Annotated in this window: 32 protein-coding genes; 7 read left to right on the top strand and 25 right to left on the bottom strand. The window is 54.2% G+C overall.

Annotation, left to right across the window (positions count from 1 at the left end; genetic code table 11):
• Positions 1-350: 350 nt before the first annotated feature.
• From KPG66_RS04035 to KPG66_RS04025, 3 genes are all read left to right on the top strand, one after another.
• Positions 351-641: a BrnA antitoxin family protein gene (locus KPG66_RS04035; RefSeq protein ID WP_237070066.1), complete on the top strand. Its 291-nt coding sequence runs from the start codon at positions 351-353 to the stop codon at positions 639-641.
• Between the two features lie 256 nt (positions 642-897).
• On the top strand, positions 898-1149 hold the full coding sequence (locus tag KPG66_RS04030) for a toxin HicA (RefSeq protein ID WP_237070065.1): 252 nt from the start codon (positions 898-900) through the stop codon (positions 1147-1149).
• Positions 1146-1475, top strand: coding sequence for a type II toxin-antitoxin system HicB family antitoxin (locus KPG66_RS04025; RefSeq protein WP_237070064.1), 330 nt, complete (start codon positions 1146-1148; stop codon positions 1473-1475). Before KPG66_RS04030 ends, KPG66_RS04025 begins: the two co-directional genes overlap by 4 nt.
• Before the next feature lie 60 nt (positions 1476-1535).
• Here the strand turns inward: KPG66_RS04025 and KPG66_RS04020 are convergent, their stop codons facing one another.
• Positions 1536-2069, bottom strand: coding sequence for a lysis system i-spanin subunit Rz (locus KPG66_RS04020; RefSeq protein WP_237070063.1), 534 nt, complete (start codon positions 2067-2069; stop codon positions 1536-1538).
• 75 nt (positions 2070-2144) lie between these two features.
• Between KPG66_RS04020 and KPG66_RS04015 the strand changes: the two genes are divergently transcribed.
• Together KPG66_RS04015 and nadS are read left to right on the top strand one after the other, a co-directional pair.
• On the top strand, positions 2145-2465 hold the full coding sequence (locus KPG66_RS04015; protein WP_237070062.1) for a type II toxin-antitoxin system RelE/ParE family toxin: 321 nt from the start codon (positions 2145-2147) through the stop codon (positions 2463-2465).
• Entirely contained in the window at positions 2465-2755 is a 291-nt protein-coding gene (nadS, locus tag KPG66_RS04010) for a NadS family protein (RefSeq protein ID WP_237070061.1), read from the top strand. Before KPG66_RS04015 ends, nadS begins: the two co-directional genes overlap by 1 nt.
• A 49-nt stretch (positions 2756-2804) precedes the next feature.
• Here nadS and KPG66_RS04005 read toward each other — a convergent pair whose 3' ends face one another.
• Together KPG66_RS04005 and KPG66_RS04000 are read right to left on the bottom strand one after the other, a co-directional pair.
• A complete protein-coding gene (locus KPG66_RS04005) occupies positions 2805-3116 on the bottom strand; it encodes a phage holin family protein (protein ID WP_237070060.1) in 312 nt (103 codons plus the stop codon).
• On the bottom strand, positions 3116-3541 hold the full coding sequence (locus tag KPG66_RS04000) for a glycoside hydrolase family protein (RefSeq protein ID WP_237070059.1): 426 nt from the start codon (positions 3539-3541) through the stop codon (positions 3116-3118). Before KPG66_RS04000 ends, KPG66_RS04005 begins: the two co-directional genes overlap by 1 nt.
• 201 nt (positions 3542-3742) lie before the next feature.
• On the opposite strand from KPG66_RS04000, the gene KPG66_RS03995 reads away from it, so the two are divergent.
• Complete coding sequence (locus tag KPG66_RS03995; RefSeq protein WP_237070058.1) at positions 3743-5674, top strand: beta-galactosidase; 1932 nt, start codon at positions 3743-3745, stop codon at positions 5672-5674.
• Between the two features lie 36 nt (positions 5675-5710).
• On the opposite strand, the gene KPG66_RS03990 is transcribed toward KPG66_RS03995, so the two are convergent.
• The 5 genes from KPG66_RS03990 to KPG66_RS03970 form a co-directional block, all read right to left on the bottom strand.
• A complete protein-coding gene (locus KPG66_RS03990) occupies positions 5711-6301 on the bottom strand; it encodes a tail fiber assembly protein (RefSeq protein WP_237070057.1) in 591 nt (196 codons plus the stop codon).
• A gap of 25 nt (positions 6302-6326) precedes the next feature.
• Positions 6327-6491, bottom strand: a complete 165-nt coding sequence (locus KPG66_RS03985; protein WP_237070056.1) for a hypothetical protein — start codon at positions 6489-6491, stop codon at positions 6327-6329.
• Positions 6492-6691: 200 nt separating this feature from the next.
• Entirely contained in the window at positions 6692-7423 is a 732-nt protein-coding gene (locus tag KPG66_RS03980; RefSeq protein ID WP_237070055.1) for a class I SAM-dependent methyltransferase, read from the bottom strand.
• Between the two features lie 335 nt (positions 7424-7758).
• Positions 7759-7899, bottom strand: coding sequence for a hypothetical protein (locus KPG66_RS03975; RefSeq protein ID WP_157864344.1), 141 nt, complete (start codon positions 7897-7899; stop codon positions 7759-7761).
• The gene (locus tag KPG66_RS03970; protein ID WP_013434708.1) at positions 7899-8324 is read right to left on the bottom strand and encodes a glycoside hydrolase family protein; all 426 of its coding nucleotides are present in this window, start codon (positions 8322-8324) and stop codon (positions 7899-7901) included. The genes KPG66_RS03975 and KPG66_RS03970 overlap by 1 nt, the downstream gene beginning before the upstream one ends.
• A 156-nt stretch (positions 8325-8480) precedes the next feature.
• Between KPG66_RS03970 and KPG66_RS03965 the strand changes: the two genes are divergently transcribed.
• Positions 8481-9203, top strand: a complete 723-nt coding sequence (locus KPG66_RS03965) for a class I SAM-dependent methyltransferase (RefSeq protein ID WP_157864343.1) — start codon at positions 8481-8483, stop codon at positions 9201-9203.
• 30 nt (positions 9204-9233) lie between these two features.
• Here KPG66_RS03965 and KPG66_RS03960 read toward each other — a convergent pair whose 3' ends face one another.
• From KPG66_RS03960 to KPG66_RS03880, 17 genes are all read right to left on the bottom strand, one after another.
• Entirely contained in the window at positions 9234-10268 is a 1035-nt protein-coding gene (locus tag KPG66_RS03960; RefSeq protein ID WP_237070054.1) for a hypothetical protein, read from the bottom strand.
• A gap of 3 nt (positions 10269-10271) precedes the next feature.
• Positions 10272-10928 carry a DUF2612 domain-containing protein gene (locus KPG66_RS03955; protein WP_237070053.1) on the bottom strand — a complete coding sequence of 219 codons (657 nt, stop codon included), beginning with the start codon at positions 10926-10928 and terminating at the stop codon, positions 10272-10274.
• A 242-nt stretch (positions 10929-11170) separates the two neighbouring features.
• Positions 11171-12370 (bottom strand): baseplate J/gp47 family protein, encoded by a 1200-nt coding sequence (locus tag KPG66_RS03950; RefSeq protein WP_237070052.1) that lies wholly within the window; start codon positions 12368-12370, stop codon positions 11171-11173.
• Positions 12363-12713, bottom strand: coding sequence for a hypothetical protein (locus tag KPG66_RS03945; RefSeq protein WP_237070051.1), 351 nt, complete (start codon positions 12711-12713; stop codon positions 12363-12365). Before KPG66_RS03945 ends, KPG66_RS03950 begins: the two co-directional genes overlap by 8 nt.
• Entirely contained in the window at positions 12710-13384 is a 675-nt protein-coding gene (locus tag KPG66_RS03940; RefSeq protein ID WP_237070050.1) for a Gp138 family membrane-puncturing spike protein, read from the bottom strand. The genes KPG66_RS03945 and KPG66_RS03940 overlap by 4 nt, the downstream gene beginning before the upstream one ends.
• Positions 13384-14214: a baseplate hub protein gene (locus KPG66_RS03935; RefSeq protein WP_237070049.1), complete on the bottom strand. Its 831-nt coding sequence runs from the start codon at positions 14212-14214 to the stop codon at positions 13384-13386. The genes KPG66_RS03940 and KPG66_RS03935 overlap by 1 nt, the downstream gene beginning before the upstream one ends.
• 5 nt (positions 14215-14219) lie before the next feature.
• Positions 14220-14534: a phage baseplate plug family protein gene (locus KPG66_RS03930; RefSeq protein WP_237070048.1), complete on the bottom strand. Its 315-nt coding sequence runs from the start codon at positions 14532-14534 to the stop codon at positions 14220-14222.
• Positions 14535-14560: 26 nt separating this feature from the next.
• Positions 14561-15043: a phage baseplate protein gene (locus tag KPG66_RS03925; protein ID WP_237070047.1), complete on the bottom strand. Its 483-nt coding sequence runs from the start codon at positions 15041-15043 to the stop codon at positions 14561-14563.
• A 41-nt stretch (positions 15044-15084) separates the two neighbouring features.
• The gene (locus KPG66_RS03920) at positions 15085-16788 is read right to left on the bottom strand and encodes a hypothetical protein (protein ID WP_237070046.1); all 1704 of its coding nucleotides are present in this window, start codon (positions 16786-16788) and stop codon (positions 15085-15087) included.
• 103 nt (positions 16789-16891) lie between these two features.
• On the bottom strand, positions 16892-17335 hold the full coding sequence (locus KPG66_RS03915; protein WP_013434696.1) for a hypothetical protein: 444 nt from the start codon (positions 17333-17335) through the stop codon (positions 16892-16894).
• Positions 17332-17778 carry a phage tail fiber protein gene (locus KPG66_RS03910; protein WP_013434695.1) on the bottom strand — a complete coding sequence of 149 codons (447 nt, stop codon included), beginning with the start codon at positions 17776-17778 and terminating at the stop codon, positions 17332-17334. Before KPG66_RS03910 ends, KPG66_RS03915 begins: the two co-directional genes overlap by 4 nt.
• Positions 17779-17796: 18 nt before the next feature.
• On the bottom strand, positions 17797-19290 hold the full coding sequence (locus tag KPG66_RS03905) for a DUF3383 domain-containing protein (RefSeq protein WP_013434694.1): 1494 nt from the start codon (positions 19288-19290) through the stop codon (positions 17797-17799).
• 9 nt (positions 19291-19299) lie between these two features.
• Positions 19300-19839 (bottom strand): phage gateway protein, encoded by a 540-nt coding sequence (locus KPG66_RS03900; protein ID WP_041753221.1) that lies wholly within the window; start codon positions 19837-19839, stop codon positions 19300-19302.
• Positions 19836-20192: a phage collar protein gene (locus KPG66_RS03895; protein WP_041753220.1), complete on the bottom strand. Its 357-nt coding sequence runs from the start codon at positions 20190-20192 to the stop codon at positions 19836-19838. Before KPG66_RS03895 ends, KPG66_RS03900 begins: the two co-directional genes overlap by 4 nt.
• Positions 20192-20689 (bottom strand): hypothetical protein, encoded by a 498-nt coding sequence (locus KPG66_RS03890; protein ID WP_013434691.1) that lies wholly within the window; start codon positions 20687-20689, stop codon positions 20192-20194. The genes KPG66_RS03895 and KPG66_RS03890 overlap by 1 nt, the downstream gene beginning before the upstream one ends.
• A 47-nt stretch (positions 20690-20736) precedes the next feature.
• Positions 20737-21177, bottom strand: coding sequence for a DUF4054 domain-containing protein (locus KPG66_RS03885; protein ID WP_157864341.1), 441 nt, complete (start codon positions 21175-21177; stop codon positions 20737-20739).
• A 2-nt stretch (positions 21178-21179) separates the two neighbouring features.
• Positions 21180-21467 (bottom strand): hypothetical protein, encoded by a 288-nt coding sequence (locus tag KPG66_RS03880; protein ID WP_157864340.1) that lies wholly within the window; start codon positions 21465-21467, stop codon positions 21180-21182.
• Positions 21468-21526: the final 59 nt, after the last annotated feature.

The raw sequence follows: 21526 nt of genomic DNA, 5'->3' as shown, positions 1-21526 counted from the left end.
GTGGGCCGGCTGGTCAATGGGTTCGCCAGCTCACCGCTTGCCGGTTTCAGTGTCGGCGGGGCGGCCGACGCTGCAGGTTGCGGACACGACTCCAATGCACAAACGTAGGCTGGGTAGTCGCTCAAAGCGGCATTTAAATCAAAATCCATTCACAAGCTCGGCAAAAAATGAGACACACGCAGCGCAAAGCGCTGCTGCACAGCAGGCTAGCGAAAAGCGGGCAGATTAGCACAGCGATGAACAGCGAAAGCTAGGTTGCCGGCGGATAAAGTAACGTTAACTCAACAAGCGTGGCTGCTATATCGCACATTGACAATATAGGCAAGCTAACCTCAGAGAGGTGAAACGTTATGCCCAAACTTAAACCCGGAACAATTCTTCCCACCCCAGAGGAAGATGCAGCCATCACCGCTGCGGCTATATCTGGCCCCGATGCGATGCCGCTGACCGACGACGAGTGGAAAGCTGCTCGGCCATCTGCTCGCATCGGCCGCCCGAAGGCGGAAGTCACGAAAGAGCGCATTACTATTCGTTTGTCGCGTGACGTAGTGACACAATTCCGCGCAACCGGCGAAGGGTGGCAGACTCGCATTGATGCAGCCCTGCGACAGTTCATCTCCGAGCATCCGTTGTCTCGATAATGCTGTTCACTGACAACCGATAGTCCCGGACCACATCGCACATACGTAGCGCTGGAGCGCGCGAAGCTTGTCTATTTCGCGCTGGTCATCGGCTGCGACGGCAAAAACGCGTTGTGCTGGGATTGGGTCGCGCCCCGCAAATCCTTGCCCCGCTTGGGTGCTTTCGGCTTTGCGGAACGAAATCCGCCCTCTGCTGGATGCAAGAACCGCTTCTCTACAGGTTGAAAATTGGTGTCATTATTGATACCATCGCATCATGGCTTCTACAAAGAAAATCCTCGAACAGATGCGGCGTGAGCCGACGAGCGTGCGCTACTCTGACTTGCTGAAAGTCTGCGAAGAATTCTTTGGGAAGCCAAGGCAGTCCGGCACCAGTCATACTATATTCAAGACACCGTGGCCCGGTGATCCACGCGTCAACATTCAAGACGATAAAGGGAAGGCCAAGGCGTACCAAGTTCGTCAGGTGCTGATGGCAATTGACAAACTGATGGAGCAGTCCAAATGAGCATCGACCACTACACTTACCGCGTTACATGGTCGCCTGAAGACGGCGAGCACGTGGGATTGTGCGTAGAATTTCCTTCACTCTCGTGGCTTGCCGCCACCCCCGAAGAGGCGCTCACCGGGATTCGCCAAGCCGTTGCTGATGCTGTGGCTGATATGCAGGCTAACGGCGAGCGCATTCCCGAGCCCGTTGCCGATAGACATTTCAGCGGAGAGTTCCGAGTCCGTATTCCGCCGCAGCTACATCGTATGCTGGCGATGCAAGCCGCTGAGGAAGGTGTGAGTTTGAACCGGCTCGCTAGTGCGAAGCTAGCAGCGTCAGGGTAATCTATGTTACTTGGCAAGCTACGAGAATGACATACAGCTAAAATATTGATGACGCAGATGTCAATTGCATCCAGCCGTCTGCGGCCGCACCGCACACAAGTAGCGCTGAAGCGCGCGAAGCTTGTCTATTTCGCGCTGGTCGTCGGCCGCGACGGCGAAAAGGCGCTCTGCAACCGCTGCGTCGAGGTCTGCGTAGGCGGTGGCTCCATCGCCCACGCTGGCGGTGCTGGCAGCTCCGGACAGATTATCGCCACGGGCTGAACAGTTGCGGACGGCGACACGCAGCCGTTCAGTGCCAGCAGCAAGAGCAACACGATAACGACGACTGTCGGTTTCATGGGCTTGGCGTTCCTTCGTGAGTTGCGCATCCAGGGCTTCGATTCTCTTCGCTGCGGCTTGGCGGTTCTCCAATGCCTTGCGCTCAGCGGCGAGCGCGGCATCGGATATGGCTTTCAACTCCAGGGCGTGCCGCTCACGAACGGCAGCGGCTTCGGCATGGGCCTGCGCAAGCTGGGCGCAGTAGTAGAGCCCAAGTGCTGCGCCGGATAGCGCCGCGGCGAAGAACACGAGCACCCAAGAGGGTTTGATTTGCATGGTTAATATCCAGCGGTCCGGCCGCCAGCCAGCGGCACCCCTAGCCGCCGCACTATACGCTAATGGCGTATAAATATGAGGCATGGAATTCATCGAAAACCCAACACTCACACGCTTGCAAGCTGCTCTACTGACGGACGACGAATATACGGGCCTTCAAAATGTCTTGATGGAAAACCGCAACGGGGCAACATCATCAAAGGTGATGGTGGAATTCGCAAGCTGCGCTATGCGCTGCCAGGGCGCGGCAAGAGTGGTGGGGTGCGAGTGATTTACTACTGGCTCAGGGACGATCAACAGATTTATATGCTGTTGATCTACCCCAAGTCGAAAAAGGATAATCTCACTGATCGGGAAACCGCTGTGCTGCGCGAGTTTGTAAAGGAGCTGTGGTGATGGAACAAGCATTGTTCGATGACTTAGTGCAAAGTCTAAAAGAGACCAAGGCGATTGCTCACGGGCAAGCTCCGGCCTCCCGCCGGATCAAGATGACGACGCCTGACGTGAAGACGGTTCGCGAGCAGATCGGGCTGTCGCAAAACGAGTTTGCCCGCTTAATGCGCGTCAGCGTCAAGACGCTGCAAAATTGGGAGCAGCATCGCCGCAACCCGACCGGTCCCGCTGCCGCCTTGCTCAAAATCGTGTTGACAGCGCCCGACACCGTGCTCAAAGCGTTGCATGCTTGAGTAAAGTGTATGATTTTTTATAGAAAACGACGCTTTTGCTTCAACGGTTTTACTGAGCATCTGTGCCTTCGCCTCGCCTTGTCGGCATGTGACCCACGCATTTTTGAACGACCGCCTCCAGCGCCGACTGCCCTAGGATCCCTAAAGCAGAGGCGAAGCCCACGAGCGCGGTCGGGTGCAGATCGTTAAAAACCGTCAGTGCAGCACCGGCGCTAGCGGACAAAGCCGCACCAATGATCATACGGCCGAACACGAGACGCGCGCAGATGCGCTCGCCACCAACAAGCAGCTTACCGAGCCCGATTATCGCGCCGATAGTCAGTAGCTTTAACAGGTCTCTTTCATGTTCGTTCAAGTGCATCATTCTTTCCCGGTGCGCATCATGGTCGCCAGACGGTATGCGCGAGCGCCGACTTGCGTGGCCCACTTTGAGTCGAGCATTCCGTTGGCCGCCGCTTCATAATCACCGCGCTGCATCGCAGCCAGCGTGTTCGCAAACGTGAGCAGCTTGCGGCCCATGTTGAAAGCCATATTGATGATGACGCGCTGGCGTACCGCATCGAGACTTCGCCACCATGGCAGATGGCGATCGAGCCACATTATCGAACGCATCACATCGTTCTCCAGTAGTAAGTTGCATTCGACATCACTGATTCCGACATCCGTTAAGTTGCGTCCGACACCGATGGTGGTTTTGCCCACCGTGTCCAGGTAGGGTTTCAAACGCCGCCCTTCATCGCGGTTCAATTCCGACAGCAGCGTTGGCATATCGAATGTTTCGGTCATTTGCATTTTGATTCAAAGTTTTAAACATAAGGATTCGGTGGGGGTAGGTTTGTGGGAAAGCATGTGCAAAGAAGACTTCGATTGGCAACAGACGCTGAAGCACCTCCATTGGGGATCCTATCTTGCGAGCACCTGAAGATTCAGGACTGACAGTTCAGTAAGAAGTCGCGCCTACAAGGTGCGGATATACAAGCAACAACTATGAAAAAACGCAGTTTCTTGTCGGCCCTTGCCCTGACACCGCTCCTGGCTATGTGTGCGGTAAAGTGCAAAACATCTCACTTTCGGCAACGGAAAATCACTGAACCAGAAATTAAACCTGATGGGTTTGCCCACACATTTGAGTTCGGCAACGACGGCATAACGTTTTTGCTCGATGGTCGACCATTTCAAGTTCGTAGTGGTGAAATGCATCCTAGCCGTATTCCGGCCGAGTACTGGCGACATCGCATCCAGATGGCGAAAGCGATGGGCATGAATACCATTGCGATCTACATCATGTGGAACTACCATGAAACCACGCCAGGTAAGTTCGATTTCGGCACTGAAAATCGAGATATAGTTGCCTTCGTGCGTCTATGCCAGGAAGAAGGGATGTGGGTGCTTCTCCGGCCCGGTCCTTACATTTGTGGAGAGTGGGAACTGGGAGGGCTGCCTTCCTATTTACTACGCTACGACGACATCAAGCTACGCGTCAGCTCGGTTCAAGATAAACGCTACATGGATGCATGCCGGCGGTATATCAATGAACTTGCGCCGCTTGTCAAGCCGCTGTTATTGCCAAACGGTGGACCCGTTCTCATGATCCAGATAGAAAACGAGTACGCCAGCTACGGTAGGGATCGCTCCTATCTCGAAGAGCTTCGGCAAATGTGGATCGATGCAGGAATTACAGGCCCTTTTTTTACCGATGATGGCGTAAAACAATTGTGTGAAAATCGCACGATACTCGAAGGTACGGCGATTGCCCTAAGTGGACCGAAGGCTCGAGACTTTGCACGTATTCGTGAGGAATTTCCCGGTTCAATGGTCATGGGTGGTGAAATTTATCCCGGATTTTTTACCCACTGGGGCGATGATAAATTCCAAGGCAGCGATTCTGATATATCACGTCAATTGGCCGACTTCATGCGGTATGGCCTCTCTTTCAGTCTCTACGTTATCCACGGCGGCACGAATTTTGGATTCACGGCAGGCGCGAATATCGATCCGGAAACTGGCGACTATCAACCTGATATCACGAGTTATGACTATTTCGCCCCGATCAACGAACAAGGCCAAGTAACTGACAGTTACCGTCGCTATCGGACACTGATTCAAAGCTATTTGAGCCAGCCTCTCCCTGAAATTCCTGCTGCACTACCGACAATAGTGCGCTACGGAAGTGGTGCACTAATGCCGTATCTGTTCACTTCGATATGGGATAACCTGCCCGAACCGATCAAATCTGCACCCGACGCCGCGCCGCTTCCGATCGAACATCACGGACAGGCGTCCGGCTTTGTGCTGTACCGCAAGCCTGACATAGGCGGAATCGGTGGCGCGTTGACGCTACGCAAGGTTCACGACTACGCAACCATATTTGCCGATGGCATATATCTGGGCGGTATATCCCGCACGAAAATACAGCCCCACCTCTCTGAAGGGCTACGGGTCGTGCCGAACGGTGAGCGAATACAGGTCGCGCCGGGTGGAGCGGTGCTCGACGTTCTCGTTGAGGCCATGGGACGGGTCAACTATGGCGACGACCTCATTGATCGCAAGGGAATCACCGAAGCCGCGCTACTCGATTCGAATGAGCTTCGGGGATGGAAAACTTATCCCATTCCAATGGATTCGGCATATCTCGCATCACTGCGGCAGGGTTGCACCGACCCTAACCGTCCGGGTCTTTTCTTCAAAGCTACATTCACGCTAGATGAGATCGGTGACACGTTCTTCGATATGCGTCACTGGGTTAAGGGCATCGTATGGGTGAACGGGCGGAATCTTGGACGGTACTGGAACATAGGGCCACAGCTGCGTCTTTTCTGCCCGGCTTCATGGCTCAAAAAGGGCTGCAACGAAATGACGATTTTTGACTTGCACCAAATAGTATCCGCACCTATCGAGCTGCACAAGACGCTCATTTAAGCCAAGCTTTGCTGCTTCCTTTCGAAGAGAAATAGTTTATGGATCTTTCCTTGAATGTAAAAATTGATTGCTTTGGGTATTGGCAATCTCGTTCGCGATTTTTTGATTGTCGGGCTCTTCAGGCCAAACAAGATTTTGAGGAAAGTTGGGGGAATCGAAAACGTTGACCAATGTCACTTGGTATTGCGCCCATGCTTTAAAAAGCGCTTCGTCTAAATCACTTAGCATGCCAGCAGCAAGTGCGTCCGCCTCACCCAAGTTCGCTGCACGTGCTTTCGCCATCCTTATGTGAAATTCAGCCATTACCGCATCATGTTGTTTTCTTGCGGTGATGGCCGGGTCAATCTTCCAATCGCCATTTTCCAAGTCTTCTGGCTTTACACCTGCGACAAAAATTTCTGCTTCTTCTCCACTGTCGATTCTGTACAGCTTCCGACCACGATAATCGGGTAACAAAGTCCATTTTCCGTCTTTCCAAAATGGCCAAGTAAATGGCGTACGTTCCGGCGGCTGTTCCGTTGTACAAAATTCTGGAATTAACCAGCGCCCTTCACGTACTGGATCGGAATCGGCTAGAAAGCTGCTCAAATATTGCCCAGTCACTTTATCGTATTGATGGATCATCATATAAAGCCTCTTCAATATACCCTAATCATTGCAAGAATGAAAATATTTCTTGGACGAGCTTCATTTTCTCCATCGCCATTAATGGTGATGGTGTGGTTTTGCCCGCCGTATCCAGGTAAGGTTTCAGGCGTCGCCCTTCGTCACGGCTCAATTCCGACAGAAACGTCGGCATATTGAATATCTTGGTCATATGCGCTCGAGTTCGAGGCGATAAACAAAAAAACCCGGCACAGGGCCGGGTTTGCAAAAAAGATTGTGCTGAACAGGTTAATCTTCGCTACATCTGTATTCATTGCTGTAGGCTTTGAGCGCCTACCTCATTGTCAGTGGCGACAACAACAATATTTTAAAAACAAAAAGCAAGCAGGCGCACCATAGCTGTTGATAGACTTAGCAATTAACATTCCTTGGCTTGACAATCGCAAGAATATTTTTACCAAATAAACGCCTCGTAAATAAATCCAACACGAGGCTAACAGGAAATATTATTTTATCAAATAAGACCAACGAAAAATGACTCGGCTCACCCGATTTATTTCCAATGAACTTAAAAGCGACTGCCATCATGAAACCAAGCGCATCTCGATAGCTGATTTCCTCGACTTCAAAGCCAGCTTTCTCTAAACTGGCTTTCAACATTGGTATCGTGTACCGGCGATAATGTCCAACTTTATCGTCCATGCTTGTCCAAATTATATTGAATGCTGGAACAAAAATAGCCACACGACCATCTGGAGTAAGCTTTCTCTTGATTTTTGAAAGTGCAGCAACGTCATCTTTGATATGTTCAAGAACATTTGAGGTATAAACCATATCAAACTGCCCTTCTACATCATCAATACATTCGTAAGCGTTGAATTTCCTAGCGCGCAAAGTTTCCCGCTGTTGCAGATCAGGTTCTACCGCCACAGGCTTTATACCAGTTTTTTCCCAAAAAATAGCACTTAAGGTCCCTACGCCCGCACCAAAATCGAGCACCGACTGTTTATAAAATTTATTTTTACGAAAACACCGCACAAATTGCTTGACAATCCAATTATTATAGTTTTTTAAATTTTCCTCGTTAGCAATTAGTAGATCTGCACCAGTATAAGCAATGCTTTTACTTTGATTACTATTCATGAATATTACTAAACTCCGTTTGGTATGCTCATCTGAGCTGGCTAAGCAACAAACCGTTGATCAGCCTGCACATCCCGCCACAAAAACAAAGATACCCTGTTTTTCCAAGTCTGGAAAGTAGCGCAATTTTGTTCAACATAGCATGAGCTGGAATGCAGTACTGAAATGGCCGTTACCGATTGGCTGATAGCGTTTGGCAGTCTAGCTAGCAAAGCGGCTCCTAGATCAAATGCCCCGATATTCGATAAAGCACAGTGCGTAATATGGCAGCCTGTCCTCGTGTGCAACGTCACCATCCGCGTCGCTAATTGCAACATTGACATTGGCGCTGTGAATTAATGCCCGGCAACAATGACGCGGCCCATCACCAGCCGTGGCCTGACCCGCTCGCCATCGGCAAGCAGCTTATCCAGCCCCAGTATTGCACCGATGAAGGCCAACGCCAGTAGATTTTTTTCGTGTTCATCGAGTTGCATCAACTTGCTCCGGTGCGCATCATGCTCGCCAGACGTTGTGCGCGAGCGCCCACTTGCGTGGCCCACTTCGAGGCAAGCATGCCGTTGGCCGCCGCTTCATAATCACCGCGCTGCATCGCAGCCAGCGTGTTCGCAAACGTGAGCAGCTTGCGGCCCATGTTGAAAGCCATATTGATGATGACGCGCTGGCGTACCGCATCGAGACTGCGCCACCACGGCAGGTGGCGATCGAGCCACATTATCGAACGCATCACATCATTTTCCAGTAGTAGACTGCATTCACCTTCACTGATTCCGACATCTGTTAAATTACGTCCGACACCAATGGTGGTTTTGCCCGCCGTATCCAAGTAGGGTTTCAAACGCCGCCCTTCGTCTCGACTCAGTACCGACAAAAGGGTTGACATATTGAATGTTTTGGTCATAGGCGTTCCAGTTTGAGACTGGTGAACGAAAAAATCCGGCGTAGGGCCGAGTTCATAGAAAAGATTGTGCTGGAAAGGTTTGAGGCCTTATGATTGTATGGTCGCAAGTACGTTCTTTTCTCCCGGCGGCATGTGTTTAACAAAAAGATGAAGCTTATGAAACATCAAATTCACGGTCCCTATTTGACCGGCTATATGTATCAGATACTTGATTACTTTAAGAAAAACGTATCTCCGTCAAGAGTTCTCGACATTCCTGCTGGATTGGGCAACTTCGCACAAGCGCTGGAGCAGTTGGGTCATACCATCGTGAAAGTCGATTTCCGTAAAAAAAATGGATTTGTCAATGCAAACATGGAGGCACCTTTACCGTTCAAGGACGGCGAATTTGATGTAGTAACGTGTCTGGAGGGAATTGAGCATGTCATTAACCCTGTTGGACTCGCCCAAGAGTTGGTACGCGTGACGGCCCCAGGAGGCACTATTATTATTTCCACGCCCAATATCACGAACCTACATTCTCGACTTCAGTTCCTGTTCACTGGGACTTTCTTCCAGTTCGATGCCAACAGCATGCGCCAAACCAATGGGACGCCGATCGATCGTGGGCACGTCAATCCGTTTACGCCACTTCACCTCATTTACATATTCGGCTCCCAAGGTTGCAGCTTAAAGGAGATACGCGTTGACCGGGCAAAGCGAAAAGTACTGTTTCCACTTTATCTTATCCTAAAACCATTTTCTTATTTGTGGACGCGGAAAGTTGTCAAGGGAACGCCCCAGGAAACATACCCAGGAGTAAAGTCCGTGCATAGTTTGTTAACGAGATTTAAGTTAATGTTCGGTCGATCTCAAATACTTTTCTTTAAGAAAAACTAAAATTTTTGGACTGACAAGCCGTTTTTAGCATCAAATACCCCGGTACTCCACAAAGCACAGTGCATAATATGGTGGCCGATTTTCATGTGCGACGCCACCACCCGCGTCGCTAATTGCGACATTGGCATTGGCGTTGTGTATGCTAATGCCCGTGTGTGATGCATTGAGCCAAATTCCGGTGTGGGCGGTACCCGTATGCGCCCCTTGATTGGCGTAGAAGCACCATGTACTGCTACCACTTTGTGGGGCCCTATGTTCAGCTCTATCGTACAAATGGGAATGCCCGGGGTCATTCACATGGTGATTATGGCTTGGGTCGTGCACACCGTGGCCGTGTCCATGATCAATTACCCCGTGACTGTGCACAGGCATATTCTCAACGGAAAGCGTCACTGTGTCCGATCCGCCCGTATCACCGGGCTCATATTGTCCGCCTGCCCCCACGATAAACTTATCACGTAAATCTGCTGTACCGTGCGAGCCATCGCACAGGTACCAACCAGCCCCCCACATAGTCGGGATGTCCTCGGCTACGCCATGCCACATTCGAATTTCGCCAATTTTATATTGATGCAAAGAAGCTGAAATGGCTCGCGCGACACTTAGCGGCGTCATGATCGTGCTGTTGTCGGTGCCAGCGACCGCTTGTTCCTGCGAAGCGATGGCCGATATGACTGAGGCCCATTTTGTCGCGTCGCTCGGCTCGGTCGTGTTGTTATCTACAAGTGATTCGTACACGTCCCATGGGGCTGTTTCGCTTGCCCTGTACCTCACGCGCGCGCGACGGGCATAGGGATAGGCCGTACCGCCATTGTCCTGCGCTGTGATCCACTCCGGCGTGCCAAAAACCTGATACTGCTGCACCGCCTTAGTGATGTCGTGCAAGATGGCATTGTGCTTGTTGCGCTCAATCGGCTTGGCTAATGGATCAATCGCTTGGTCACGTTGGTAGTCGTAGCCATAACCCTGCTCATAACTAACATCGCCGGTAGTCTGGATATCGTTTGGTACTGTTTCGCGGTCACCCGCCACAGCAAACGGTTTGACAAAAAATTTTTGTTGCATGCGTTACTCCGCAAAAGTCCCGTGTTCAAAATTCTTGTTGTACTCACCGAAGCCAAACGACGGTCGGGTGACAACAATCCGGCGCACGCCGACGCCTGCCGGGCGCGGCAGCAAATCATAGGTGTCGAGCACGAAGGTCAACCCGGGATTGGGTTGAAAGGTGAAGACATAAACGACATAAGTCATGTCATTCGGGTCAAGCACATAGACCTGCCCCTGATCGCCCAGGAGCATCTTCATAAACTGGTTGATCTCGGGAATCGTGCCACGTGAGACGAGCTGGAAATAGCGCAACCGCAGCACCGTGCGCTTCTGTTCGACGGTGAGACCCACTGTCGAGGAGGACTTGCAGCCGAAACTCCCACGCCCGAAACTCCGGTTGGACACATCGAATCCAAAAACAGGCGTTCCTGGCTGGGTTGGATCCACAGTGACAGCAAGCGGTACGCCGAGAATGGCCGACCAGACCGACAGCCCAAAATCGTTGGCGGTACGTAGGTCAAATACATCGTGGATCCAATTCTCCCAAAACGCGGTGTGATTCTGGCTGTACCATGCTTGCTTGCACTCCAGCAGCCCGCGCAGATTGTCCGCGTCGTTGTACTGCCAGAGCAACGCTTGTAGCAAATCAACTGAGAAATCGAATGCCTGGACTCTCATTGACTTACCACCAGCAAATTACATGTACAAAGGTCGATGCCGCGATTAGGAATGCGATGAACCAGATAGACCCATAGCGGGATGGTTTCAGCTCGTCCGAGATCATTTCCAGCTCTCTTAAGAATGTCGTACACTTCTTCACAAGCTCTCCTCGTTGCCCTTTACAACGGGTTGATGCAAGAAAGCCCCGACCGCTGCCAGCGGTTCGGGGCTTTCGCCTTTCTCAATGCTGCTTGGCGTGGCTACACAACGATGACCTGAATGCCTGACGGCGTAATCGCTGCCTTCTCCCAAATCCCAAGAGAAATTTCAGTCGTCACATAATTGATCGGCAAGAGATGGGAGACCTCCAGCCGCTGCACGTAGAGGCCCGGTACATAGCGATTAACGGCTGCGGCCAGTTCAAACGGTGACACGCTAGTGCCAACCGTAAAGCCCGTCTCGCCTTCAATGCGTTTTTCCGAGTAGGCAAGAATAGCGTCACGCACGGCGATTTGCGGATCGGCAACTGACGAGGCCGCGCGTACCGTGACGCGCGCAAGGAAATCGCGCCGTATCGGACGATCGAACCGAACGCGGTATGATTGGCCCGAAGCCGGGTCAACTGCATTGACTTGCACCGTACCATTCCAGCCTGCGCCAGCGCTTTTGTTCTTCAACAGCGCTTGTGCAATATCGGCGTCTGTCCCGCCATCGATGCACACCCAAATCGAGTGTGGCTTCATGACTACGCCATCGATGACTTGCGCAACGCTCTCGGTATTCTCGCGAAATTGCAGGCTTTGCACCCCTTCCGTTGCGTAGAGTGCGGAGGTGATTGCTTCACAGAGAGAGACGCCTTGCAGCGCGAGCGTCTGTTTGCGCAGCCTGCGCAGACTGGCATCGGATTGCCGACCTCGCCCAAGCTTTGCGTTTTCGGGGTTATGGACAGTTTCCCATCCCAGGACACTATCGACAATGTGTCGCAACGTGCCGGCGGGCGCAGCAACGGGGCCGTACTCCACGGCGCGAAAACCAACCTTCGCCCGTCCATCCCGCGCCAGCACAACCGTTTCCGTTGTCTCGAATAGCTCGCCCGCCTCGGTGCGTGCACGCAACCCTTGGCGGATCACCGTATTCGGGATGCCGGTCACCTCGACGTCGGCGATGCTCGAACGCTGGGCTTTCGCCCGTTCGAGTCCAGTCAACGCGCAGAGCGCATCTAGAAATACGCCGCCCGCTTCGTTCGGGTTGATCTGATTGGCGAGCGCCGCATTGTTACGAATCACACTGCTGCGGCCCAGCGCATCAGCCGTAATCAGCACACCCTGAGGCGTTTCATCCGCCACCGATAGATCGTCGCCCAATACGCCACGCCATTCATTGCGGACCGTATCGAGCACCCCTGCTGTGTCTGGCACGATCACACCCGTGCGCGTCAGATAGTCGTAGGTGTCAGTCATGGTCGTTCGTCAGGTCAGCAGGTCCAAAAACAGTCTGGATGGTCACGCTGTAGCGCAGCGCGTTGTCCACGATTGCAACCTCGAAGGCCGTAACGTCAACGACGCCGCCTACCGCGCGCAGCGTCTGGCGCGCGTAGGCTTCAAACTGCACCAGATTCGTGTCGTGCCACACTAAATCTCGCGTGGGCATTCCGCGGTCCAGTGCGAACACCATTTCACCCAGTTGGGCTTGCATCGCGTGCTGGCAGTCCTGCTTGACCGCCTCGATGTCGCGCGCGAGGGCGAGGCTGCCGTCAGCGTTGATGAACAGGTCATTGCGTTGATTCGTTGCAAGGCTTTTCAAACCGGGCCTCCACTGATATCGCTGCCGCATTGAACGCCGTCATGTCGGTGTGTTTCAGCCGGTGTTTCGCCGAACGTCACGCCGCCGCGTCCGGTCACGCGCCCTTCGGCCGTCAGATTGCCCGTACAGTGCACATTCGCTGCCTCAAGTTCGACCATCGGCGCAGTCAGCTTAAGCTTGTCCGGCCAGAGTGCGACGCGTACCAAGCCATCCGCGCTTTGCAGGACTGCGTTCGCTTCATCTTCGTCGGCCAGCGTGTAGCCGCGCATCACATCCGGGATGAACAGGCCGTCAGCGAACGAATGCAGGCGCTGCGTATTGGGTCCGGCTTCGGAGCCGGATTGAAGATATAGCGAGATATCGCGGTCGCTGGCCTTGATCCAACCAGCGTCGCCGGGTTTGAACGGAAACGACATCACAAAGCCGCCGCCGCCCAGTGCTAGTACGGGCACACAGGCCAATGGCGGCCGAGATAATGTCCGGTTCTCGGTGGTCAGCATCATGATCTGCGGTTGCACTGTTGCTACATTGCGGTTGCGGTCGTAGCCGACAATCTTTGCGGGCAGCATGTCATCGACGCCTTGGATCAGCTTCTTAAACACTTCGCGCAGCGTGCCCGCTAATCCCCCTGTGTTCGCCGGATCATGACTTGGGATGGTGTAGTCACTCATCAGTGGGTATCTGCACGTTTGGCCTCCGCGATCCAGTAGAACGGGGTGTCGCGGTTGGCGAGTTCGAAATGCAGCTTGAAGATGACGTAACTGCCGCTCGTGGCTGGATTCAACTTGCTGTCGATGGTTAATGCGCCGCCCAGGCGGGTCGTGGTATCAAACAGATACTTGACCTTGACGCCCTGCTCGGTGATTTCAGGGATGCCGATCATGCCGGTGGACTCGCTCAGCACACGTGCCTCGCCGCTCAGCGCCACGTTGTAGTTTTTCACGACCAGTGTGTTGTCATCGACATAGGCGTTCACGCCCCCGGCTTCGCCGAGCCGGTCTACCTGTTTCAGCGCGCCGCCGGCAAACGCATAGTTCGCGATGTTCTTGTCTGTCGCCTCGAAGCGCAGCGTGAGTCCGAGATCGCCCGCTATCTGTTTAGCGATGGCCGATAGGGATGCGGTGCCAGCCTGGCTGCGCGCAAGGATGTTGCCCTTCTGAAATTGCCCAGTCGATGACTTGAACGTCAGCGTGATGTCTGGCGGCTGAGATGGCAGGCAGCTGGAAATGTCTCCGACAAACACGCGCGATGCGCCAGTGGAGCGTCGGCCTACGTCCAGCACAATGCGCTTGGGTGTATGATTCAAGTTGAACGGGCTAGTTTCCGTCAACAGGTATTCGCGGTCCGCTTTGGACAGATTCGAAACACGGATCTCGGCTTCATTTTGCAAGGCGTTTGCGAACTTGGAGCCGGTCGCGCTAATCGCCAGATCGTCATATGTCTTCAGTTCGCCGTTAATTTCGATGCCCACACGCACGATGCGTGGATCGAGTTTATCCATTGGCTTCACTGGCGAACCTGCGCAAGCTCGGCACCGCTGAGGTACACAAGCTGATGCGTGCTGTTGAACTTTGTGTAGTCGGGATATTCCTCATCCTCCGTCAGAAACACGAAGTTGCCAGCGCTGTCTTCTAGATACCGGAACGGCAGCACAGGCGTACCAGCAGCACACCGAATCCCTTGCACAAGCATCTCGCCGTCACGGGCAATCGTCGCAGCTATCATCCCAGATAGGGCCTGGACTGTGATTTCGTAGCGGCGTGAGTCGAGCCGAATCGACAGCGATTGATTAGGGATCGCATCGAGCGGAATTTGAATCATGGCGATTACATCAAACGAAGACTGCTTTAAACGAAGATGTCGTGAAGCGTGGACGCTTTCCTTTTCGCAGGTTTTCCAGATTGCTCGCCACGCTGCACGGTGGATGCGTGTGTCTTGTCCTTGACTTTCCGGACGGACAGTTTTTCGTATCGTGCCGTGACGACCCGCACTTCCTTAAGCTTCAGCGTGAGCACGAGGGTGCCGAGGGCATCAGGCTCTTCCTCATGCGGCATTTCTGCGATCAGCATGTTGGCGTAGCTGCCCGCCTTCGTCTGCACCGTCAGCGTGTCACCCTTTCGAAACATTTCACGGATTTGCCGATAAGTGTCCCGATATGTTGCCCCGGCCAGCATCATCTTCAACTCGATCTCAACCGGCAAGATGATCCGGTGGTCGGTCATGGTTGCGCCCGATTCAATCGGATGCTCCATTGCTTTTGACGCTTCCTTGACCGTCGCCTTTATCGGCCGCGCGTCGCCAAAAAGCTGCTGAAAGCCTGCATCGAACACGCCGACGACATCGACGGCGGCGGTCGGAATGAATCCAGTAATCACGCTGCCACTCCGTCATCAAAATGGTTCAATGTCGTACTCAGCTCCTGCCCCAAACCACGGCTGAGGGCCTGAGTGACCGCATCGCCGTCCGTGGCCTGGGTATGGATCGTGATGGGTCCCGTCTGCACATTCATGCTCTTGCTTACACTGCGGTTTGCATGCGTAATACTGGCTGAGGTCTGTGCCGCCAGCGGCGTTGAAGTGGCGGCCAGCGCCTGTTTGCCAGCGATGACGCCAGCATGATCTGCGGCCGCTACGCCCTTGGGTGCTGCTCCACCTTGCGATGGCACGGCGTCCCCAAGGCCGAGAAAAGATTTTACCTGCCCCAGCGCGCCACTCATGATCTTCAAGCCGCGTGAGGCAAAGCCGATGACGGTTTCGATCGCTGCGGCAATCCCGTTCCACGTGGCTTTGACGGTGTGGCCGACCTGATCAAATACATCGCCGATCAAGGTCATAACCGGCTTAAGCGCGGGTATTTTGTTCAACAGCTTGTCGAACGCGGCACGCACATTCGCCGAAAAGCGCTCAAATGCTTTCTCAGGCTCGTCAATCAGATCGGTCATGAAGGTCAGTCCAGCCCTCACCAGATCAAACAGAAACGAAAACACATCCGCAACCCCATGCACGATTTCGCCAATAATTGGCCAGCGTTTCGCCATCTCGCCGATCAGCGAGTCGTTGCCATCGAGAAACGCCATCACATCCTCGTAGGCCAGCGCGAACAGCGCACCGACCGCTGTAATAGCCGCGCCGATCAGTAGATAGGGCGCGACTAGCGCGAGTGTCGCGGTGGCAGCACTCAAGACAGCAGGCACGTACAGCGCCGTCAGTACCATCGCCAGTCCGATGAAGGAGCCTTTTACTAGGTCGCAATGGTCTGCCAGGTAGGCCGTGAGCGCTTCGAACTTCTTCAGCAACCACGTCAAAGCGGGCAGCACTGTGGTCGAGAGATTCGTGAACATGTACTGAAATACCTGTCCGAGATCACTTAAGGCGATCCTGGCCTTGCCGAGTTGCTCGGTGTATTGCTTTACCGCTTCAGCATCGGTCTTGTTGACAACGCCAAGCTCTCTTTGCCGCTTGATTTGTTCTTCGAGCGCTTGCCGCCCTTTCTGCAACAGAGCGATGGTGGCGTCGTCCAGCCCCATCTTTCTGCCTAATGCGGCGGATTCCGTTTTGTTTAAACGCTCAAACGACTGGGCGAGATCCAGCAGCAGTTGTGGCGTGGCCTTGACGTTGCCGTTCAGATCGCGAAACCGCACGCCGAGCCGTTGTAGCAATGGGCCAATGTCACCTTTGCCAGTCTTAGCCAGTTCAGTGACCTTTTCATTCAGACCGGTAAGTGTCTTTCGGAATGCCTCGCCACTGCCGCCGCAGCGCTCGGCCGCTTCACTCCATGCGTGCAATGTCTCGACCTCGACACGCAGTGCCTCGGAACTCTGACTGAGCGCGTCGGCGCCGGCCACAGTGCGCGCCACGCCGGATACCAGTGCGCCCAACGACAAAGCACCAGCAATCGCACCGGTGGCCGCCCCGATTAGCGACTTGAACGACTTGCCAAGTTGGGTGGCCGCCATATCCGCACCCTTGATCTTTTTCTCAAGCTGTTCGGTCGCCTTTTCGGCTTCTTGTGCCCCTTGCTTGACTTCCTGTGCATCTGAATCGAACAGAATATAGAACGTCTCAAGAATGCTCATTTCGATGTCCGTCTGGCATGCTCAGCAGCCAGCCATTCGTTGTAGCGGGGAATAGCGATGCTCTCCCAAAGGATGAAAGCATCCTCCAGCGTGTAGACCGTCCTCAATTCCTGGAGCGTGGCACGTCCTTCAGAAAGGATCGCTCCAACAAGTGCGTCAACGTTTTGGAAATCCACGCTATCGCCTTGCCCTCGACATTGCCTAAGAAAGTCGAGACCTTTCCGCTTGAGAAAAAAGACGTGTTGTAGTCCATCATGTGGAACTCGATTTTCATCAACGTCTCATAGTCCGGCACATGATTGTCAACCAGTGCGGCAGTCGATAATCGCAATTCGCCGTTGTCAAGCGGCACCGCTACGAAGCCCATGATTTTTAACATGAGCGCCTCGTTGGTCTTGTAATCGCCGAGTTTCGGCACCGCACTGATCGGGTATTGCGAAACGATCTCGCGACCTGCAATGGCGGGAAATTTCGACAGGATGTAGGGGCGATCCTCGCCCGCCATCGTTCTGATCAATATTTCCTTGGGCTCAAGCAATAGACTCATGATGTCCCCGTCCGGTTCTCAAAAGCAAAGATGTACGGCTTGCTTTTCATCCGCCCTGCGCTGGCCACACTGCTGGCAGGCATGCCGTCAGTGATGACCCCCTTGGTCAGCGTGAGTATGCGGGCGTCCGGGTAGATCGCTGCCATCGTGATTTCGTCTTTTGCACTCTGTTTGCCACGTCCGACCCGGTTTGCTTCAAGCAAAATCGACATGTTCTTGTCATCGTCACTTCCTGGAATCAGGTTCAACGTCACTGTGATTGGGTTGGCTTTGGACCAGACGATCAAATCGCCATTGAGCCCCATCGCCTTGTCATTCACTTGAATGCTCGGAATGTCGAACGGATCGCCATCGTCGGCGAACTGCGTGACCGTAAAACCGGCGGGAAACGTTTTAGATGCACATACCTGCACCACAAGGCCGAAGCCTGAGATGTTTTCCATCGTTACTCCTGGTCTGGATCAAATCAAGACGTGGCTTCCGTCCACTTTTCGGATGGCATCGTCTTTGCTGTAGATGAGGGTGTAGACGGCCTTATATTCGGTGCGTCCGTCTGGCGTCACACTGGATTGGATTACGCAGTCGAGCCAGTAACCGATGGTCTGGACCTGCCGCCACGCATCGGCTTCACCCGTCATATTGGTGATATACAGCTGCTGCGTATTGTTCAGCTCCTTGCCGACGCTGATCGTGCCGTTGAGTAATGCCTGATTGACCACGCTTTGCAGCGTCGCGATCAGTTGACCACGTCCTTGCACGTTGGCCGATACCTTCGCCAGCGACATCAGCAGTTCCATAATGGCGCTGCCGGCCGCATCCTTAAGCCATTGTTCGTTAGCGTAGACATTCATGTCTGTCGGCGCGGTGGCACCCCCCATCAGCACGCCGCGCTGATAGAAGTCGAGCACTTGTCCAGCCGTTTGCGTGCGGCCGTAGTAGTTCACGCGCAACGTATCCAACCGATCCGATTCAGGCGTCGTCGTCACACTGGGCGTAAGCGCCGCTTGCTGGAACATGTAGTTTTGCACCGAGTTACGACGGCTGTAATCGGTGGCGGCCAGGATCATCATCGGAAGTTGCTCGGGGTATTCGCCGCTTGCGCCGATGAGCGTTAGACCGGTCCCCGCGTAACCTTTGAGCGCTTCATAGTAGGCTGCCGCATCGGCGGATAACACGCGCGTATGGAACTGGTACATCACATTCTGCGCCGCGTTCCACTTCGCTGCTTCTTCTGTCTCGGCTGTGGAAAGCGCCCGCAAGAACGTGAACGAGCCGAAATTGTTGGATAGCTCGGTTGAAGCGGCCAGCACATCACTGATCGTTTCGGCGGCTGCGCCATCGGCGTAGATCGCGCGATCATCCCAACCCAGGATAGTATGGATCGTGCCGGACAGGACAGCGACCTTTACATTGGCACACGTACTGGTGGTTGTGAAATGGAAGCCGTTTTTCCGCGCGTCGAACGTGACCATTGCGCCCTCCCAAAGAGGGCCCTCACCTGCGGCACGAATGGCTGCTTGTAAAACCGATGCCACGTCGGCAAAACTGAGGGCTTCCGCGAACGACAACGGCGATACGGAGTGGATATCTGCGCCAAGCTGTATTGTCAGCTCGCCAGCCGTCACGGCTTGGAATCGAGACAATGGCGCAGTCACTGCCGCCCCAAAGATCATCGGCGCGACGGCGGCATCCACCCAGCGCGCGAAGCTGATTTTCTGCGCGCGCGTAATGTTTTTTGAGATCCAGCCGAAATAGAAAGACGCGCGGGCGTATTCCTCCGAGGCCGTGCCAAAGTAACGCCCAACATCATCGAGGTTATCGAACTCGACCACCGCTTTCGGTGGCAGCAGCGCATTTGTCGTAAAAAAACGCCCGATTAAATCGCGCCGGCGCACACCGGCCGCTGCGCCGACGCCCGATGTCACGTCAACGTACTTGGGAAATCGAATAGCCATCAGTGGCTCCTAGATGCGATGAATGTTTTGCTCGAACGCGTCAACCGATGGAACTCGGCTGGTAAGCGTGCGCAGATGGGTGAGGATAAAATCGAATGACGAGCTGGCTTCGAAGCAATCCCGGTCATCAGCAAAATAAGTGTGGCGAATGTCTTGCACGCGATAGAGGCCGACTTGATGCGACTGCAACGTGTGGCGCGCAGCATCGCTTTGCAGGATGCACGCGATCAGGTTCAGCAGATCGGATGCCGTCAGCCAATCAGGCTGCTCAGGCTTTTGCGGTGCAAGTACGTTCACTTGGAGCGCAGTGTGCATCCACACCGACTCGGTATGGACGAACTGCCCGGCTTCGCGATCCCAGACGCTTTTGCGCTGCGGAAAACCGTACCGGTAATCGCCGATTTTGTTCAAAAACACCACCGGGCCACTTGGTGTGCCTTGTTGCGTCGGCTGGTACTGCTGCTTGATGGCAATGTCGGCAATGCCATTCGCGCGCAGCCCGTCACGAATCAACGGCAGCAGAATGCGGAACAGTTCGTTGTCTGTCATATCTGTACGCAAAGCGCGCCGTCCCAGCCGTCGATGTTGAACCAATCGGCATCCGACAGCAGTTGATAGCGCTGACCGGCAAACTCGATTTGATCGCTCGATCGGTTGCGTGCTACATCCTGTAACTGCGCACACGCATACAGACGGATGTAGCGCTTCTGAAAATCAAGGCCAAGGTATTGGTATAGGTTCCGGTCTACAGCTTGCACGCTGCCATACAGCGGCACAGGCGGCGCATACCTGTTTACATCAAGGCCCACATCGTTGGTCTCGCGCCCCAAAAATCGGTAATACTCGACACGTTGCTTGCCAATCACGGACAACGCAAAACCGAGCAGGTTAGAGCCTGGCATCACGATTTGTCCTCCACGATATGTGTAAGCGTATTCAAGAGCACACCGGAATCGACCAGCGGCTTAGCCGCAGTTAACGAGACGACGCGGCCTTGCTTCTTGCCACGAAATCTTGCCGTGATGGTGGCGACCTTCAGCGGGGGCGTACGGATTCTTGAGATGGCGCAGCGAATATCGCCAGCTGCTTTGGCCGACACTTTCTCCGTAACTGCGGCTGGCGTGTCCGTGCCACGAAACACCGCCGTATAGCCCTGTTGTGCCAGCTTTACCCATTGCGCTCGTTGTGCCTGAGCCGTTGGGCGCATCGTCGCGCGCATCGGAATGCCTTTCTCGGGCACGCCATACTCATGGATGGCGGCTATATAGGCGACTGGTGTGCCATCCTGATATTTGGAGGATTCAAACCAGCCAACCTTGCCGATATGGCCGCCGATATCCTGCAACGCTTGATGCAGACGTGCACCGCCGGGGCCGGGCTTGCGTATTACCTTGGCCATTAAATTAACTTAGGAAATAGGACCGCCCAATCCAGGCGGCCTAGGCATCAGGGATAGATGCCGTACACGCGACGAAATGCCGATCCTTCCGGCAGCCCGCTAATATAAAAGCCACCCACGGCAGCAGCCGACAGCAACGCGAGGAGCTGCTGCCCATAGGGGGTGAGCGACAGCCACCATTGCCATTGTGACTTGACAGGCGGTGGGGTAAGGGTGACTTGCACCTTGTCCACGGTTGCGGTGGACACCATGCCCGGCGTTTGACCGCCTTTCACTATGTCCGCCAGCGCAAGGAGATGGGCCGTCATCAGATTCAGCGCACGGACTCGGTCATCGCCTTGCAGGTGCCCATGATCCTCTGGACTCACATAGCACGTCGCCGCCGCCCAGGTTGCCGAAAGCGCGGTGTCGGGATACGCGGTTTTGCTCTCGAATGCAGCGAAGGCGGCGCGAAACGCGCTGACATCCCACTGGATGGACGCACTCACGATCATCCGCTCCGCGTCTTAGGGCGCTTTTTCTCCGCAAAGTCTTGCGGTACCAGCGGTGACGCTTGGTCGCGACCGGTCATATCCGCGGCAACCTTCTCTGGATCGGTTTTGGATCGCTCGACGTGGATAAAGCCACGTTTGACATGCCGCTGAAAGGCTTCGTCCTTTTCAAGCAGCGCCAAATCCTCGTCCGTCACCTGCGTTACTACACCACGAGGTGTAATTAAGTTTTTGTTGGCGACGCCCGCACCGCCTTTGATCACGATCGCACGCGTACGAATCGGCAAGTCGTTTCCACTGTTGATCCACACGCCATAGGCGGTATCGCATGTTGCGGTCGAGTACA

Source organism: Mycetohabitans sp. B2 (assembly GCF_021733735.1).
Taxonomy (GTDB): domain Bacteria; phylum Pseudomonadota; class Gammaproteobacteria; order Burkholderiales; family Burkholderiaceae; genus Mycetohabitans; species Mycetohabitans rhizoxinica.
The sequence above is the reverse complement of the archived record's forward strand: the minus strand, read 5'-3'. Positions and strand labels throughout refer to the sequence as shown.

Bases quoted from the DNA above. Each gene is read 5' to 3' on its own strand.
- nadS (WP_237070061.1), top strand. From the start codon at position 2,465: ATGGAACAAGCATTGTTCGATGACTTAGTGCAAAGTCTAAAAGAGACC.
- KPG66_RS03950 (WP_237070052.1), bottom strand. From the start codon at position 12,370: ATGACTGACACCTACGACTATCTGACGCGCACGGGTGTGATCGTGCCA.
- KPG66_RS03930 (WP_237070048.1), bottom strand. From the start codon at position 14,534: ATGATTCAAATTCCGCTCGATGCGATCCCTAATCAATCGCTGTCGATT.
- KPG66_RS04025 (WP_237070064.1), top strand. From the start codon at position 1,146: ATGAGCATCGACCACTACACTTACCGCGTTACATGGTCGCCTGAAGAC.
- KPG66_RS03940 (WP_237070050.1), bottom strand. From the start codon at position 13,384: ATGAGTGACTACACCATCCCAAGTCATGATCCGGCGAACACAGGGGGA.
- KPG66_RS03975 (WP_157864344.1), bottom strand. From the start codon at position 7,899: ATGCAACTCGATGAACACGAAAAAAATCTACTGGCGTTGGCCTTCATC.
- KPG66_RS03915 (WP_013434696.1), bottom strand. From the start codon at position 17,335: ATGAGTCTATTGCTTGAGCCCAAGGAAATATTGATCAGAACGATGGCG.
- KPG66_RS03990 (WP_237070057.1), bottom strand. From the start codon at position 6,301: ATGATGATCCATCAATACGATAAAGTGACTGGGCAATATTTGAGCAGC.
- KPG66_RS03985 (WP_237070056.1), bottom strand. From the start codon at position 6,491: ATGACCAAGATATTCAATATGCCGACGTTTCTGTCGGAATTGAGCCGT.
- KPG66_RS03965 (WP_157864343.1), top strand. From the start codon at position 8,481: ATGAAACATCAAATTCACGGTCCCTATTTGACCGGCTATATGTATCAG.
- KPG66_RS04020 (WP_237070063.1), bottom strand. From the start codon at position 2,069: ATGCAAATCAAACCCTCTTGGGTGCTCGTGTTCTTCGCCGCGGCGCTA.
- KPG66_RS04030 (WP_237070065.1), top strand. From the start codon at position 898: ATGGCTTCTACAAAGAAAATCCTCGAACAGATGCGGCGTGAGCCGACG.
- KPG66_RS04015 (WP_237070062.1), top strand. From the start codon at position 2,145: ATGAGGCATGGAATTCATCGAAAACCCAACACTCACACGCTTGCAAGC.
- KPG66_RS04000 (WP_237070059.1), bottom strand. From the start codon at position 3,541: ATGACCGAAACATTCGATATGCCAACGCTGCTGTCGGAATTGAACCGC.
- KPG66_RS03895 (WP_041753220.1), bottom strand. From the start codon at position 20,192: ATGCCAGGCTCTAACCTGCTCGGTTTTGCGTTGTCCGTGATTGGCAAG.
- KPG66_RS03995 (WP_237070058.1), top strand. From the start codon at position 3,743: ATGAAAAAACGCAGTTTCTTGTCGGCCCTTGCCCTGACACCGCTCCTG.
- KPG66_RS03910 (WP_013434695.1), bottom strand. From the start codon at position 17,778: ATGGAAAACATCTCAGGCTTCGGCCTTGTGGTGCAGGTATGTGCATCT.
- KPG66_RS03905 (WP_013434694.1), bottom strand. From the start codon at position 19,290: ATGGCTATTCGATTTCCCAAGTACGTTGACGTGACATCGGGCGTCGGC.
- KPG66_RS03970 (WP_013434708.1), bottom strand. From the start codon at position 8,324: ATGACCAAAACATTCAATATGTCAACCCTTTTGTCGGTACTGAGTCGA.
- KPG66_RS04035 (WP_237070066.1), top strand. From the start codon at position 351: ATGCCCAAACTTAAACCCGGAACAATTCTTCCCACCCCAGAGGAAGAT.
- KPG66_RS03920 (WP_237070046.1), bottom strand. From the start codon at position 16,788: ATGAGCATTCTTGAGACGTTCTATATTCTGTTCGATTCAGATGCACAG.
- KPG66_RS03960 (WP_237070054.1), bottom strand. From the start codon at position 10,268: ATGCAACAAAAATTTTTTGTCAAACCGTTTGCTGTGGCGGGTGACCGC.
- KPG66_RS03935 (WP_237070049.1), bottom strand. From the start codon at position 14,214: ATGGATAAACTCGATCCACGCATCGTGCGTGTGGGCATCGAAATTAAC.
- KPG66_RS03900 (WP_041753221.1), bottom strand. From the start codon at position 19,839: ATGACAGACAACGAACTGTTCCGCATTCTGCTGCCGTTGATTCGTGAC.
- KPG66_RS03955 (WP_237070053.1), bottom strand. From the start codon at position 10,928: ATGAGAGTCCAGGCATTCGATTTCTCAGTTGATTTGCTACAAGCGTTG.
- KPG66_RS04005 (WP_237070060.1), bottom strand. From the start codon at position 3,116: ATGCACTTGAACGAACATGAAAGAGACCTGTTAAAGCTACTGACTATC.
- KPG66_RS03890 (WP_013434691.1), bottom strand. From the start codon at position 20,689: ATGGCCAAGGTAATACGCAAGCCCGGCCCCGGCGGTGCACGTCTGCAT.
- KPG66_RS03980 (WP_237070055.1), bottom strand. From the start codon at position 7,423: ATGAATAGTAATCAAAGTAAAAGCATTGCTTATACTGGTGCAGATCTA.